Raw genomic sequence first — 16,635 nt, forward strand, 5'->3', positions numbered from 1 at the left:
AAAGCCGCTGAATAATCATGTTCAGCGGCTTTTTTATTAACAAATAAATCGTATTAACTTAGAATAAATCTTCTCATAGATAATTGTATGTATATTGATGTTTACTGCGCAAATAAACTCACAGTCATCATGTCTTGGTAAATTCCAGCCATTGTATTCGGTGATGCCTGATTTTCAATGTGAATACGTAATACCTCTCCCTTATCTTTAGAAAAAGATCGTACTTCATATTCTATCGGGGCACTTAATTTACGCTTCTGCCCATTAACCGTTACAAAATAAGGGATCCTTTTATTAGATGAATCTAAATTCACTAAATCTCCCCTATTTTCAGAAATCAGCTTTACACGCACATTAGTGTTACTTTGAACCATGAAATCAATGGTTCTGTGATTACTTTTTGTTAAATTACCCATATCTAATCGGATCGTACTCCCTGAATAACTTAACCAACGTCCGCTATAACTATTAATTTTTGCATTAACATAAGGTTTTGCCACGTACTTAAAAGAAGCAATTCTCTCTGACTTAACGCTTACCGTATCTCCTAAATAAAACATCATTTCACTGCTATAAAGGCCGGGCAACAGTTGCTTCCCTTTTGCTATATATAGCCAAAATTTCACTCGATTTTTACCTAAAATAGGCAATTGATAGTTCCCTTTCCCATTTTTTAGTAAAGGTTGTCTATCTGAATTAAATAAAGAGGAAATTACGTCATTCTGTGGTCCTTTGATGATTCGATCACTACTTCGTCCTAATGGCTCTATTTCAATAGCCTTTGCACAATGTCGGAATGCATGACTTAATTCAATATAAGCAGGAAACCATAATCCACCACGGTCCCTAAAAGATCGTTCAACCGGCGTAGTTGATATTGTAACTTTCCATTCACCTTGACATAACTCATCGGATTCATTTGCATAGACTGGAAAGCCCATTACGATGAACAACAAATAAAAAGCACTACGCAACAACCAATTTATATTATTTTTGTTTATCATTGTTACATCCCCCTTCACAGGTTATATAAATAACACCTAAATCAACTAAACTAGCCTCTTGCTTGATAATCTGAATAAGTACATCAGGCATATCCATACCATCTGGAGTCAGTGTGTATTTTCCTGACGTTAGTCCTTGAACAAAAAAACGACCTTGTTTATTGGTAAAAAATCGAACGCTTTTATGATCATTTTTTATTGTCCCTTGGTAATAATCCAAGGGGGTTTCATTATTAAATAACAATACACCTTTCGCGGTATAAGAAGCATCTGAACCAATTTGCATGAAGTGTCCAGTCGCGATGCCTGGTGTAAATGATATTTGTCCTTCCCCCCAGTCATACCCTATCGGAGCATCAGCAACGTTATAATCAACATGATTAGTTGCATAAGGTTGAGATAACGAAAACATTCCATTAATTAAAGACGTCGCTTGTGCAGTTGCTACACCATCTTGTGTCACATCTAAATCAGCTGTGCTATTGGGTAATGTTGAATGTAAAGAAGCAATCACAAATGGCCCTGACGGAACTCGTCCCCAACCAATTTGATTATCAACAATACCTATTGCTGTAGAAGCTCTAAGTGATGCTTGATAGTTTTCATATCCCGTAGCTTGCATTTCATGTCTTGATACCTCACTTTCAACTCGAAAACGATTTGCCGTATAACTTGCAACCGCTTTTTGGTTTACTTGATAATCATCCTTTTCTGCTTCAATTCGATAACCAGTATCCCCAACTCGTTCAAGTCCTTCGTTATTAAAATATATTCTTGAACGCTGATTTTCACTGTTATAAGAAACACCTATTCGATGATCATCATCTTTAGAATACCAACTCCAATCTAGCGTAAACAGCATTCTAGAATCAGCTTCTGTGTAACGTTCAGACTCTTCGTATTCCACTCCGACTCCAACAGCTAAGTTACCTTTTCTCCAATTTAGCAATGTCGTTGCTGTTATTTCTTTATCTGCTATTGGATATGTGGTGAGTCTACCTGATAACGTTAAATCAAACTCAGAAGTGAGCTGCCAAAAGTAATTACCTAAATATCGCAAATATTCATTTTCATATTCACTTTCTAGCCACGGTTGACTAACAAATTGTTTAGAATGTTCAATAGCAAGTCGTAAATTTGGCGATTGGCTATCCCCTCTTCCAATGACACTATGTTCGTAATCCAGTGAGGCTATTTTACCTTTATTATGTCGTTCTCCATCACTTACAGAAAATCGCCCTGTTAAATTACCAAAATCAGAACTCAGCGTAGCAATCCCACCAATAACTTGCCCATCACTTGTGTGCAGTCCATTAACCCCTAAAGTTAACCAACTTAGAACCCCATATTCAATGAAACCAGCACTTACAACAACATCACTATAATCAATCCCGTCATCGTTATAATTTAATGGTTTACCACTCGAAAAAGCGTAATCAAACAACCCTTCTTCTAATAACTTACTATTATAGAATTGTGTGAATTTGAGGGTTTCTTGCCTTCCTGATAAATAACTCACCTCAACCGTAATATCATTCGCTCCATTTCCTAACATTAGATTTTGCAGGTTATATCTCCCTGGCTCTAATCTCCCGCCAGAGATGCGCTCACCATTGACATAAACATCGACTTCAGCTGATTCGAGTAATACTAATTGTTGGCTACTCTCAGGACTAATATCTCTATTAGGTTGCAAATCGGCATAACGACTTTCTATCGAAATCCCTCCCAATGCAATATTAGTAATATGTCCAGACTCGCCACTGTTAATGTCTCCAACAGATATTCGTAAAGGCATATTAGGTTCATCATAAAAAGCTTTCCATTCACCTCGCTGAAATCGAGTTTCTTCTTGATCGCTATAAATATAATTAGCAAAAAGTGCATTCACCCCTTTTGCGCCACCAATGTTCAATTGAGACAGCCAATCAACAGATGTTGACCATGATTCAGTGCTTTTATCCCAACTCATGTCATAACGAGTATTTATGCTATTAAGCCAAGCAAAATTTGCACTTTCTGTTGGAATAAATAAAGGGTATCCATTTGAAAGATTTATGTCTTGCTCTGCTAATAATTCAGACGACACAGTGACCAAAATAACTAAATTTTCAGGATCGAGCTCAATACCTAAGCCATTTTCAGCCAATAATTTAGGTTCAATATAAGCATTTAAGGAAGTGTTTTTCTTTTCTATATTATGCCACCACTCAGAGCTTATCCTCGCTCCAAGTAAAGCTTTCAAATCTTCTTTTCCAATGCCTGTTAATGTCATGCCATCAACTTCAACAGGTACTTCTCCTATTTCTTTATCACTATAAATAATCGGTAGCGTTAAATTAAATGCCGCAAAAGCAGGTGCTGTTATCCATAACGAAATACAACATAGGACAATCCATCGCCACATTATTTATCTTCTTATCATTTCATATTGACTTAAATTAATGAGTCAAATCACTCACTAGCAAACTGGCACTTTGCCCTGGAACTAAATATTGAAGAGAAATAAAAGGCTCAATATCAGACCATTTCCATGTGTATTTTTTATTGTCTAAACTAACATTCCAAGTCTGTTTACTTACGTCTACGATACTGCTCCCTACATTATCAATCATAAGAACGGATTGGTTATTTTCATTTGTAGATAATTGACTTTTTACGGTTTCTTTAGCTTTATTTGGTGAAACAAAAACAAGCCCACCAATTCGGAACAGCATTTGAATACTATCGCTACCCATTTCATCCTTTAGTGGCAACTGGCTTACAATAAGGCGATAAGATTCTGCAATTTCTTTTGGAGAACCAATATATTGTACTTTTATTGTCTGTGAAGCACCGGGAGCAATAAGAGCTTGAGGAGGGAAAACAAAGATATCGGTACTATCAATCAAAACTTCTGATTCTTCTCCAGATACTTGTCTTTTTCTTACTTCAATTTCAACAGGGAGAGGTTGCAGTGAGGCATTAGTAATTTTAAAGAAACCTGAACTGGCTTTACCATGGTCACTAAAAAAATTAACCATCGGAAAAAGCTCAAATGCACTAAGATGAAGTGGACAAATAAGAGTTAATAGGAATAAATATATTTGTTTTTTCATATGAACCTCAATGGGGGATATGATATCCCCCAAAACGACTTTGGTTAACATTACATGTGGAATAAGCTTACATACATAGAACCTGCATATTCACCATGACGCGCACCAACTTGTGGTAACGATTTAATTTTTAAAACATGTTTTGCTGACATTGATTTATCAATACTATTACTAATATCAATTTCTTTATAAATACGAGTAACGTTTGTCGAACCATCGTTTACGACTTTTTCCCCTTTAAACTTATACTGCATAGGGATCACATCCCCATTACCATTTTTAAATTGGAAACCGTCAATAAGCAGATTTGCTTTACTGCCATATGAGTTACACCACGCTTTAAATGCAAACTTTTTCGTATCCGATTCTTTCGCTAGATCAAAGGTAATGGTTTCTAAATTTTTGTTTGCAACCATTTCACAGCGCTTAGGTACTTCACCTTTAAATTTTACATGAAAATCTGCACGCCCTTCATCACTACCAACAACCCAATCAGATGCTGTTGCACCTGTTGAACATAGTAAAGCTAATACAACTCCACCAATTAAACCTTTCATTAGTCTTCTCCTTTCCTTAGTTGACTATTTTTATATACATCAACTTGACTGTACCGCTATAAATATAGAGATAAAGGAGAAATAGGATATAGGCCATATGTCTAGAGTTATCACTTAAAGGGGGGATTATTGGCCTAACTCATCCTATACTGTTGGTGTTATTACTTTCTTTTCATTATCAATAAGTAAGGAGAAAAGTTGCCTACGCCCATTTTTTCCCGTTTTTAATAAAATACTCGAAACATGACATTTTATCGTGCTTGGACTGACATTCATTTGCATTGCAATTTCCTTATTACTACTTCCTTGTAATAAACATAGAAAAACCTGCTGTTCTCTAACCGTAAGCGCATATTTTACCGCTAATATATTAATCGAATGATTTGATTGATGACCAATATGAGTGGCTTGTTTAAGCGATAATGACATCGCCTCTCGACTAAACCATAACTGCCCAGAAATAACCGTCCTTATCGCTTTGGGTAGCATTTCTATCGTATATGCTTTATCAATTAGGCCAGAAAAGCCCAACGCAATAAAACCAGCACTGCTCTCTGTATCACATTGCTTTGCATTTACAATAACCCACTCCCCACCACGTTCACCTGGAGACACTAAATTTAATGATGGATTACCCAAGCTTTCTTTATCATAAATGACGATCGTTCTCGGCCTTATATTCCACAAATTAGATAATGATGTTAAGTGTTGAAAGTTATGGCTAGCAAAGATCGTAGATAACCCTCCAATAAGAATATCGGCCCATTCACTATTTGTTGATACAATATATATTTCGCTGTATTTATTCATTTCAACTCATACTGTCTATAGGTTAAAAGTATTAAGATCCCTCACTGCAATAGTTTATATATTCAGTGCAAATAACATATAACAGAGTAATGAATCACTCTAATGCAGTTATCACAGTTATTAATAAAACAGTATTTAAATCTATTTTTTGAGATGCTCTTCGAATATGTATTAATTTGACGTGTTTGCTTAAAACATACAGCTAAAGCAAACAAGGTGGGGTTTATATCTGCTTCTATTCTATGTGGTCAAACCTGATGTTTAACTTCTGGGGATACATCTCTTGTTCGTGTAAATCGCTATTTTAATAGTTACATTCTCAATATGATGCATATTTAATAGTTTAGAAATAATGTAAATCCTGAGATACTTTACCCATGATTCATTAGCCAATAGAAAATATGCAAGAATCCTTAGATATCAGTTGGTCGTTAATGGGGCTGTTTAGCCTTACATTAGTCATTCCGTTTTCAATTAATCGCATTTACCAATTAGATCTCGCTAAAGACATGACTATCAGTGTGATTAGAATGATTACACAGTTGGCATTCATTGGGTTATATCTTGAGTTTGTCTTTCAATTAAATGATCCATTGTTAAATGCACTATGGATTGTATTAATGATTGCTATCGGTTCTAGCTCTATCATTTCTAAAGCCAAACTACCAAAAAGACGCCTGCTGTTTCCCGTAGCTACTGGTTTATTTATTGGACTTTCACCATTGGTCATTTTACTTAGTTCGGTAATTATCCAACCAACCCCACTTTATAGCGCCCAATATGTGATCCCTCTAGCTGGTATGTTATTAGGCAATAGTTTGAGTGGAAATATCGTTGCTTTGCAAAACTTATTCACTGCATTTAAAGAACGAGAGAGTGAGTATCATGCCGCTATCGCTCTTGGCGCATCTCCGCACTATGCAACCCTTCCTTTTGTCCGTGCAGCAATGCAAAAAGCCTTTGCTCCTATTATGGCATCAATGGCTACAACAGGCTTAGTTACCCTTCCTGGCATGATGACAGGTCAGATCTTAGGAGGGGTTAACCCAATGGTTGCTATAAAATATCAACTGCTTATTTTAATCGCTATTTTTGTTATGCTGACCATATCCGTCACTATCACATTACAGCTAACCCTCAAGAACAATATTTCAAAAGAAGGGAAAGTATTAGTGCATTTTCTAAATTAACAATCCAATAAAAAGAAATAAAGGAGCCTTCATTACATGGAATACTCAACACTTGGCAGCAGTAATCTCTCTGTTTCTCGTATCTGCTTAGGGAGCATGACTTGGGGAAAACAAAACACTCAGGAAGATGCCAATCAACAAATTGATTATGCGCTAAGCCAAGGCATCAACTTTATTGATACCGCTGAAATGTATGCGGTACCGCCATCACCCGATACCTACGGTAAAACAGAAACCATCATTGGTAATTGGCTAGCGGAAAATCCTGAACGACGCAAAGAAATCATCTTAGCCTCTAAAATTGCAGGCCCTGGCCTACCTTGGGTTCGTGATGGGGGAGCAATCACAGGTGAAGCTATTATTGCTGCGGTTGATGCCTCACTTGCACGATTACAAACGGATTATATAGACCTCTATCAACTGCATTGGCCAAACCGTACTTCCCCACATTTTGGTAAGCACTTTCCAAATCAATTCAAATTCAGTGAATTCGATGCAAAGAAAGAAGAAACGGATATGCTAGAGATCTTACAAGCACTAGATACTTGTGTGAAAGCTGGAAAAATCCATCATATAGGATTATCAGACGATACTCCGTGGGGCATCAATACTTATCTAAAATTAAGTGAAAAATACGATTTACCAAGAATGGTTTCAATTCAAAACGAATTCAGTTTATTGCATGCAAAAGACTGGCCTTATCTCATTGAAAACTGTATTCATGAAAATGTGGCTTACTTACCTTGGTCACCACTAGCTGGCGGCATGCTAAGTGGTAAATATTTAGATGGTAAAATGCCAGAAGGCAGCCGTTGGACCTTCTCACAACGTAATGGTATTTTCCGCGATACACCCGCAGCAAACGAAGCGGTACGTGCCTATATGGATATTGCTGAGAAACACGGCTATACACCTTGCCAATTAGCATTAGCTTGGTGTGATCAAGTGGACGGTGTCACATCCACTATTATTGGTGCAACATCTCTAGAGCAATTAAAAGAAGATATTGAGGCGTTCTCAAAACCATTAAGTGACGAAGTTATTTCAGAGATTAATGCGGTATTTAGACAGTACCCAATGCCGTTTTAATGCATACATAGCTAATTAAATGATCACTACATAGAAAAATGGCGCATCCTATCTTGATACGCCATTTTATTCTTTTAATCCCTAGGTAAGAGTTTACTTCGCTTCTAACGATAACAATACGCTACTTGTGTCTTGTTCGATGTCAAAACGGCTATCCAGTAAGAACACACGAGCGGCATCCACTTTTACTACATCAACTAAATACGCTTTTACTGCTTGAGCACGCTGTTGAGCTAATTGACCAAGCTCCGCTTCATCTATTTTTTGCTTGTTTAAAACCAAATTATATAAAGCGATATGCCAGCGTTTATTTAACTCCTCATCCGTTAACTCTATGTCTTTTGCTTCTTCTTCGTCTTCAATTCGATCTTTTACTTCAGTGGCTTTTTCACCATATTCCGCTTTATATATACTTTGCAAAGCGTCTGATAATGGTCCCGAAGTTGGCATCGAACTCGCCGTTAAGTTTTGAGGTAATTCATTTTCAGGCATTTTAGCGGCTTCCACTAATAACTGATTAAAGTGTTCTAGCTCAAGAGCCTTACTGTCTTCTTGCGCATTCACGGCTCCATCTACCGTTAATTTCAGTTTAGGACGAGTCTCTAGTGCTTTACCTAACGTTTGTAGCTTCTCTTGCTCTTCTGCTGTTAAGTCATCAGTACCAAATTGAAAGGCAATCACATTTAATTCTTCATCAGAGCCAGCAAGACCGGCAATGAACGAAAATGGGGCTGTGACTGCTTTGGTGATGATATTTGAAATCGTACTCCAAATAACAGCACCTAAGCTAAATTCCGGATCGTTTACATCACCAGATACTTCAACCCCAAGGTCAATCACTCCATCATTATCTTGCAATAAAGCAATCGCCAGCTCTAATGGTAATGAGGTTGCTAAATCACTGTCACTGGCTTTACCTAATTGCAGCTGATCAATAATCACATGGTTCTCACCTTTTAGCTGATTATTTTCTAACTGATAATTAAGCGCTAAGGTTAATTGCCCTTTATCGATATAGTGACCTGCATATGTGCCTGAATACGGATTTACCGTCGTCAACTCTACGCTCTTAAATACCACATCCAAATCTAAATATGGTTGCTTCAGTAATGGGTTAATTTCCCCCTTCACTTTTACTGGTGCGTATTTCTCAATGTTACCGCTAATATCAACCGTTGCTTTTGTGCCTGGAATACTCGATACATGACCAATGTTGCCTTTTAATTGTTCGATACCAGAAGAGAAATTCGGCGTAAGTGAGTTATCAGCAAAGAAAGCCGATCCATTATTAAACGCTATCTTTCTAACACTTAATGCAAACGGCTTCTGACCCTTTTTCGTCGTTGTCGATTTTGATTTTTTAGCTTTAGGTTGAGCAACAATCAAATCACCGATATTAGTGGAACGATCTTTGTTAATCACCACTCGAGCATAAGGCTGACTAACACTTAGCGTATCAATAGCTAACTTAGACTTTTGTAAATCAAAATCAAATTTGTTCACCGCTAATGAGCGCCATTTTACAAACGGTTTTCTCAGCTTATTATCACGAATAGAAAGATGATTAACTTGCACCCCACCATTCACGATAACCTTACCTTCTGCATTAGCATTTAACTTAGCTTGTGTATTCACTTCACCTTTAGTGAGCGTAGCATTTACTGCTGTTGCTAAATAAGGCTGAAACTGAGCAAGTTTTAATGATTTAACATCAATATCAGCCATTACGGCTTGTTGTTTAGCATCAGCCTGGCCTTTAACGCTTATATCCCCTTTGCTATTAACTGAAGCAAAGAAATCAAAATCAATAGGCTTAGATAAATCACTGACAATTTGACTCGTCGTTAAATTAATAGGAGAAATCTGCCACAGGTTAGCTTTTTTAGTAATAACCTTTTCTTCTACATTTAGCTGATAATCTTTAATTTCTATACCATCAAGCGTTACCAACCATGACGGAGAGACTTCTGTAGATTTTGGTTCTGTTTCTACTGATTCATCTTTATGTTCTTTTGGTGCTTCAGCAATAAACTTAGGTGTGAAGAAGTTAACAAGGTCTGCGCCCTTATCATCAACTTTTGCTGAAACCTGTAAGCCTTGTGAAGTAACAGATGCAATCGTAACAGTTTGCTTTTCTACATTCGTTGCAATGCCATTTACGGAGAAACTAGGCAGTGAAACAATGGATTTATCTTCTGCATTAAAATTTAAGTGATTAACAGAGAAGACGCCTTCATCAGTAGTGATGCTCATCGTATCATCGCTTTCAGTATCACCGATGGTTTGAGCCACATGATAGTTCGATGAAAAATTCACATTCCCTGAGGTTAATTTGGCAATAATGTCTTTTTCAATAAAGCCCCATAAGCGTGGTAATTCAATCTTCTGAACATGAATATCACCGACCACTTCTAACGGTTTTAATTGTACTTGACCTTTGAGCTCTACCTTGCCCGAATCTGCATCTGTAATTTGTAGACGATACTCATTCTTATACTCAGCATTCGTTAATACGCTTTGTGTAGAAAACGCACCCAACGTGAAGTTGATATCTGGATAAACTAACTCTGTTTCAGTGACACCATCAAAAAATCTGACATGACCTTGAGCTAGTCTTGTTTGTTTAATCAAAACAGGAAATAACGCTTTATGACGATCAATTGGCTCTTCTATTGATGGTTCTACTTTTTCTTCTGAAGCCAAATTACGTGCAACAGCACTTAAAATATCATTGAAATTAAATACCAATTGTTCGGTATCATTTAAACGTTCAATATCAACATAAGGTTTATCTAATGCAATATATTCAACTGAAATAGCTGCATTAAAAATCGACTCCCAAAAGTTAACTTTTACGCCAGCATTCTCAAAGCGCACAAAGGAAGTTGAAGATTCAGCGTCCTGAATGGAAAACTGATGAAGATCTAATTGAAGAGTAAAAGGATTAAACGTCACGTCAGCTAACGTTACAGGACGTTCTATAAGTTTAGAAAGCTGCTCTGGGATCTGCTGCTTAGCAATATATGGTACCAATAAGCCAAACAATGCAGCATATAAAAGATAAGCACTTAATGCATACGTACTCCAGCGAATACGGCGAGGAAAAGAACGAAACTTTTCAACTACAGCTTTAAATTTGTTCGACATTTTTACCTACTACTCCTACGTCTATAGCAGTCTCATGACGTATTAAGCATTCTTAATATAATCATTAACGATTCAAAATCAGTAATTATTACTTTTATCTATAGACAGAACAAAAAACATCAAAATTCTATCTATACAATATGCTTATGTCTAGCGATCTCCTTTGATTGACTCGCAAAATCGTAAGATATTTAATTTGGAATGAAAATCACACTCAAATACGTTTATTCATCTGGACTCTAGAACAACTAGAATAAGAAAAAAATTCGTGGCATAGTCACTTAAAATACAGCAAGTTACCGTCTTAATAAGGACTGTTTACATGAAAAAATACCGCCTTCTTACTGCTTTAGCATTATCTATTTGCTCTGCCCCAAGTTTTGCCAATATATCTAATTTAACGGCAGCGCAATGCCAAGCAATGATTGGTAAAGGCGTAATGTCAACTAAAGCCCCCGTTCAATGTGACCGCTTACGTAACGTCACCTTTAAGCATTACACGTTTAATGGGAAAACAGCGACAGGTAAACTTGTTGTCTTAGATGCAGTGGCGCCTCACGTTGAACGTATTTTTGATGAGTTGTATCAGCAAGGCTTTCCAATTGCCCAAGCAAAACCCATTGAGTATTACGCTGGTAATGATAATAAATCCATGGATGCAAACAACACCTCAGCATTTAACTATCGACCTATTGTCGGTAAATCTTCCCTCTCTTTACATGCTTATGGTGCAGCTATTGATATCAACCCATTACAGAATCCGTTTGTTGAATTTACTTCATGGGGAACCGCGACTTTTAAACCATTAAAAGGTCATGAATATTCAAACCGAATGCTGCAACGTTTAGGTAAGGAAGACAGAAAGGGATTTGCAGAGGAAGTGATTAATATTTTTGCTCAAAATGGATTCATTTATTGGGGCGGATATTGGGATACACCCATTGATTTTCAGCACTTTCAAACCAGTCGTGATATGGCGTATTTAATGACTGCAATGCCAACCAAAGAGGCGTCCCTATTCTTTAATCATTATGTTGATTGGGTTCAGTCATGCCAACAGAATTACGGTTCTAAGCAGATGAATAAATTCAAAGATTACACTTCATATTTACAAACAGAATTAAAAACAACGACGTCTTTAAACCGTTTGTATAAATCTAACCCTAGTGCTGTGATGCAAGCAATAAACAAAAAAGCACAAGTGTCACAATCTCGTTGTTTTAAATAACCTGAACCTGAACCTGAACCTGAACCTGAAAAGCATAAACCCGTTGAACTCTCATTCAACGGGTTTATTTTTACTCAGTTTATCACGCTTATTTATTTAAACGATTCGCAGTCCAAACATACAGAAGCTCTAAAGCAATCGTCGCACCAGCCAGTGCTGTGATATCACTTTGGTCGTACGCAGGTGATACTTCTACCACATCCATACCAACCATGTTGATGCCTTGCAAACCACGGATGATTTTTAAGATTTTATCTGAATTCAAACCACCACAAACGGGTGTACCTGTACCCGGAGCAAATGCAGGATCAAGACAATCAATATCAAACGTTAGGTATACTGGTTTATCACCAACAATGCCTTTTACTTGCTCGATAATGGCATCAACACTCATGTCATTCGCTTGCATGGCGTTAATCACATTAAAGCCGTGATCTTTTTGGTCATACTCAGTACGAATACCAATCTGCACTGAATGCTCAGGTGAAATAAGCCCTTCATTTGGAGCATGATAGAACATAGTACCGTGATCGTAACGGCTACCATGACTATAAGTGTCAGTATGAGCATCAAAATGAATTAATGCCATTTCACCGTATTTTTTACCATAAGCACGTAGCAAAGGTAGAGTAATAAAGTGATCACCACCTAAACCTAATAGCGTTTTACCACTATCTAGAATCGCATCAGCTGCCGCTTCAAGGCGTACCGTTAAATCTTCTGCATCGCCGGTATCAAAAACAAGGTCACCCGAATCAATCACTTTTGTATGATCAAATACATTGAAATCCCATGGGAATTTTTTACCTTCCCACGCTAGATTTACTGATGCACGACGGATCGCATCAGGGCCTAAACGCGCCCCAGGGCGACCTGAGGTTGCCATATCTAATGGTGCACCTAATACAACGATATCTGCATCGTTATCAATTGGGTTTTGTACCAATGGGCGACGCATAAATGTCATTGCATTTGAGTACAATGAATAATCTTTTTTGGTGAATAAATCGTTCATTAAAAATCTTCCAAATAGGTGTAACCCATTAAGCCTTGCTCTAACTCTTCAAGCACGCTTTGTTGTTCTTCTTCTGCAACTTTCGCTGTTACCATGTCTTTGTAGTTTTGACGGATCAAATCCACATCGATATGTACATAACGCATCATATCTTCAACGGTATCGCCTTCATTAATGTAATCAATATTTGCTTCGCCGTTTTCATCAACATTAACAACAACACTGTGAGTATCACCAAATAGGTTATGCATATCACCTAAGATTTCTTGGTATGCGCCCACTAAGAAGAAGCCCATTAAATAAGGCTCATCAGGGTTCCAAGCTGGTACTGGTAACGTTGTTTCAATACCTTGACCATCAACGTATTGATCAATCGTACCGTCTGAGTCACACGTAATATCCAATACAACAGCACGATGCTCATCCGCATTATCAAGACCGCTTAGTGGTAACACAGGGAACACCTGATCAATACCCCACGCGTCTGGTAATGATTGGAACAGAGAGAAATTCACAAAGAATTTATCCGCTAAACGCTCACTTAACTCATCCAAGATTGGACGGTGGTAGCGATTCTTCGTACTCATTTTTACGCTTAACTCATAATTAATACGCAGTGATACTTGCTCTGCCCATGCTCGATGCTGAAGGTTAATCATACCTGTCGCAAACTGATTATGAGCCTCTGCTACGTCACATTGAGTATCGTTATAAATTTCAATTAGCGCACGATCATCGCTGCCGTTTTCTAACTGTTCTAAGTTACGCCACATATTGTGTAATAACAACGGATCATCAGCACGAGGCGCTTCAATGGCTTCAGGCGTATAACTTTCTGTACCAATAACATTGGTAATTAACACCGCGTGATGCGCCGTTAACGAACGTCCAGATTCAGAGATGATCACTGGCATTGGTTGTGAGTAAAGCTGACAAATATCACCAATCGTCATTACGATATTACGCGCGTATTCCGCCAAGCCGTAATTCATCGAGTTAGATGATTGACTACGTGTTCCATCGTAATCTACCGCTAAACCACCACCCACATCGAGGTATTTTAGTTTTGCGCCAATATCACGTAATTCACAGTAAAAACGAGCCGCTTCACTCACCCCATTACGAACATCACGAATGTTTGCCATTTGTGAACCTAAATGGAAATGCACAAGCTCTAAAATATCTAATTGGTCTTCTGCTTTTAGACGATTAATAACCGTTAATACTTGAGAAGCAGACAAACCAAATTTCGATTTTTCACCACCACTTGCTTGCCATTTTCCTGCACCTTGAGAAGCAAGACGAATACGCAAGCCAAGACGTGGTTTAACACCTAATGCTTTTGCTTCAGATAGAACTAAATCTAATTCTGATAATTTTTCTAGAACGATAAAAACACTGTGACCAAGTTTCTCACCAATCAGTGCTAAGCGAACATACTCACGGTCTTTATAACCATTACATACGATAACTGAACTCGCTTTTTGAGCTAGCGCTAATACGGCCAATAATTCAGGTTTACTGCCTGCTTCTAAGCCTAATTGCTTCTGCTCTAATTGCGCCTGACTTGCAAGAATTTCATCAACCACTTCTTTTTGTTGGTTTACTTTAATTGGGTAAACAAGAAGATAGTGGTTTTCATATTGGTATTCATCAATCGCTTGGTTAAATGCATTACAAATATTATGCACGCGCTGATGAACGATTTGGGGAAAACGAACCAAAGCAGGCAATCCAATATTTCGCTGCTCTAATTGATTCACAATATGACTTAGTGGAACTTGGTGACTCGCGTCAGTGCGTGGTGAAACATAAACCTCACCATTGTCATCAATACCATAAAAACCTTGGCTCCAGTGCTTTACATTATACTCAGCACGGATACGTTCCAAATTAACCGAATGTTCCAAATCTAGACCTCACACAATAGGGCCATCAAAAGAAAATACTTCGTTGGAATATCGAAGCATAACCTAACAATCCTTGTAATCTAACAAGTTGTCGACGGCATTAACTAACATTCTTTAAACGTAGTCCAATAATGAATATTTATCGTAATAATCGAAAAAATTTGTCGTTATTTTGGTTCAAAATTGAGAGATAAAACTGTAACGCTTTTTGTCATTATCCTTGTTTATCTGATACGAAACAGTAGAATCTCATTCAACATTTGCTGTAATTAATATGTTCTTATGCCAAAACTGAATCTGCATCGCCGTGACTATGTTTCAATCTTAGGAGGCGATATCTCTGCAGATAAATTAGAGCAATCGCTCAACCCTCATTTTGAAAAACCACACAATAAAATCACTCCAAGCCCTTATCTAACAGAAAAGAATCTTACTCGTCGCTGGGATAAACTTGCAAAACCTGAACTCCAATCAGAACTTCTCGATCCACACACACAAAATCAAATGCATGTGTACGAGAAAAACATCGAGCATTTTATTGGCACGGTGAAACTGCCTGTTGGTCTTGCAGGCCCATTACGCGTGAATGGCTTATTTGCCAATGATGATTACTTGGTACCACTAGCTACCACAGAAGCGGCTTTAGTGGCCTCTTATAATCGTGGAGCACAACTGCTGACGGCAAGTGGTGGCGCAAGTGCCATGCTATTAAATGAAGGGGTAACTCGTACACCTGCGTTTGCTTTTTTTGGTTTAGCCGAAGCGGGACAGTTTGTTGCATGGGCTGTCACTCAATACGACACATTCAAACAACTGGCTGAATCCACTACTTCTCATGGGAAACTCAGCGATATTAATATCAGTATTGAAGGTAATCATGTTTATTTAGTATTCGAGTTTTTAACTGGTGATGCTTCAGGACAAAACATGGTCACTATTGCTACTAATGCCGTGTTTAGCTACATCATGGAAAACTCTCCAATCACTCCAGAGAATGCCTATTTAGATGGCAACCTATCAGGAGATAAAAAAGCAAGCAGCCAAACTCTACGCAGTGTCCGAGGCAAGAAAGTCACTGCTGAAGCACACATCCCTGCGGAGTTAGTGAAAAAATACCTACACACTACCCCTGAAAAAATGATGCAGTTTACCCAAATGAGTACGGTTGGTGCCACACTCAGTGGAACTATAGGTATTAATGCTCATTATGCTAACGCCCTTGCCGCTCTTTATATCGCTTGTGGGCAAGATGCAGCATGTGTGGCTGAATCAGCCATTGGGATGACTCGCATTGAAGTGGATAGAAATGGTGACTTATACGCAAGTGTCACTCTGCCTAACCTTATGCTTGGTACAGTTGGCGGTGGTACCGGATTACCAAGTCAAAAAGCGTGCTTAGAATTAATGGGATTGCATGGCGCAGGTAAATCTCAAGCACTAGCTGAAGTATGTGCGGCTTTATGCTTAGCTGGAGAGTTATCCATCGTAGGGGCATTCTGTGCGGGGCACTTCTCTCGAGCACATCATAAGTTAGCTCGTTAATTAAAAAATGATGTCAGGTTTCCATATAAAAAAATGGCACTTAAT

General features: G+C 38.0%; 12 protein-coding genes. 4 read left to right on the forward strand and 8 right to left on the reverse strand.

Annotated elements, in window-relative coordinates:
• Positions 1–101: 101 nt before the first annotated feature.
• The 5 genes from GNP81_RS14165 to GNP81_RS14185 form a co-directional block, all read right to left on the reverse strand.
• Positions 102–1,004, reverse strand: coding sequence for a hypothetical protein (locus GNP81_RS14165; protein WP_155673843.1), 903 nt, complete (start codon positions 1,002–1,004; stop codon positions 102–104).
• On the reverse strand, positions 988–3,411 hold the full coding sequence (locus tag GNP81_RS14170; RefSeq protein ID WP_155673844.1) for a fimbria/pilus outer membrane usher protein: 2,424 nt from the start codon (positions 3,409–3,411) through the stop codon (positions 988–990). The genes GNP81_RS14165 and GNP81_RS14170 overlap by 17 nt, the downstream gene beginning before the upstream one ends.
• A 34-nt stretch (positions 3,412–3,445) precedes the next feature.
• Positions 3,446–4,102, reverse strand: coding sequence for a fimbrial biogenesis chaperone (locus GNP81_RS14175; protein ID WP_155672505.1), 657 nt, complete (start codon positions 4,100–4,102; stop codon positions 3,446–3,448).
• Positions 4,103–4,152: 50 nt separating this feature from the next.
• Positions 4,153–4,659 carry a hypothetical protein gene (locus GNP81_RS14180; protein ID WP_155673845.1) on the reverse strand — a complete coding sequence of 169 codons (507 nt, stop codon included), beginning with the start codon at positions 4,657–4,659 and terminating at the stop codon, positions 4,153–4,155.
• Between the two features lie 144 nt (positions 4,660–4,803).
• Positions 4,804–5,469, reverse strand: a complete 666-nt coding sequence (locus GNP81_RS14185) for a response regulator transcription factor (RefSeq protein ID WP_155672507.1) — start codon at positions 5,467–5,469, stop codon at positions 4,804–4,806.
• A gap of 401 nt (positions 5,470–5,870) precedes the next feature.
• Here GNP81_RS14185 and GNP81_RS14190 point away from each other — a divergent pair, with 401 nt between their 5' ends.
• Both GNP81_RS14190 and GNP81_RS14195 read left to right on the forward strand, forming a co-directional pair.
• Entirely contained in the window at positions 5,871–6,659 is a 789-nt protein-coding gene (locus tag GNP81_RS14190) for an ABC transporter permease (protein ID WP_155673846.1), read from the forward strand.
• Between the two features lie 36 nt (positions 6,660–6,695).
• A complete protein-coding gene (locus tag GNP81_RS14195) occupies positions 6,696–7,748 on the forward strand; it encodes an aldo/keto reductase (protein WP_155672509.1) in 1,053 nt (350 codons plus the stop codon).
• 93 nt (positions 7,749–7,841) lie between these two features.
• Here GNP81_RS14195 and GNP81_RS14200 read toward each other — a convergent pair whose 3' ends face one another.
• On the reverse strand, positions 7,842–10,895 hold the full coding sequence (locus tag GNP81_RS14200; protein WP_155673847.1) for a DUF748 domain-containing protein: 3,054 nt from the start codon (positions 10,893–10,895) through the stop codon (positions 7,842–7,844).
• Between the two features lie 322 nt (positions 10,896–11,217).
• On the opposite strand from GNP81_RS14200, the gene GNP81_RS14205 reads away from it, so the two are divergent.
• Positions 11,218–12,123 (forward strand): M15 family metallopeptidase, encoded by a 906-nt coding sequence (locus tag GNP81_RS14205; protein ID WP_155673848.1) that lies wholly within the window; start codon positions 11,218–11,220, stop codon positions 12,121–12,123.
• A gap of 88 nt (positions 12,124–12,211) precedes the next feature.
• On the opposite strand, the gene speB is transcribed toward GNP81_RS14205, so the two are convergent.
• A complete protein-coding gene (gene speB, locus GNP81_RS14210) occupies positions 12,212–13,138 on the reverse strand; it encodes an agmatinase (RefSeq protein ID WP_005423310.1) in 927 nt (308 codons plus the stop codon).
• Positions 13,138–15,030 (reverse strand): arginine decarboxylase, encoded by a 1,893-nt coding sequence (gene speA / locus GNP81_RS14215; RefSeq protein WP_370539786.1) that lies wholly within the window; start codon positions 15,028–15,030, stop codon positions 13,138–13,140. The genes speB and speA overlap by 1 nt, the downstream gene beginning before the upstream one ends.
• 300 nt (positions 15,031–15,330) lie before the next feature.
• On the opposite strand from speA, the gene GNP81_RS14220 reads away from it, so the two are divergent.
• A complete protein-coding gene (locus GNP81_RS14220; RefSeq protein ID WP_012534689.1) occupies positions 15,331–16,590 on the forward strand; it encodes a hydroxymethylglutaryl-CoA reductase in 1,260 nt (419 codons plus the stop codon).
• Positions 16,591–16,635 lie beyond the last annotated feature (45 nt).

The sequence above is a fragment of the Aliivibrio fischeri genome, from assembly GCF_009727955.1.
Lineage (GTDB): Bacteria > Pseudomonadota > Gammaproteobacteria > Enterobacterales > Vibrionaceae > Aliivibrio > Aliivibrio fischeri_A.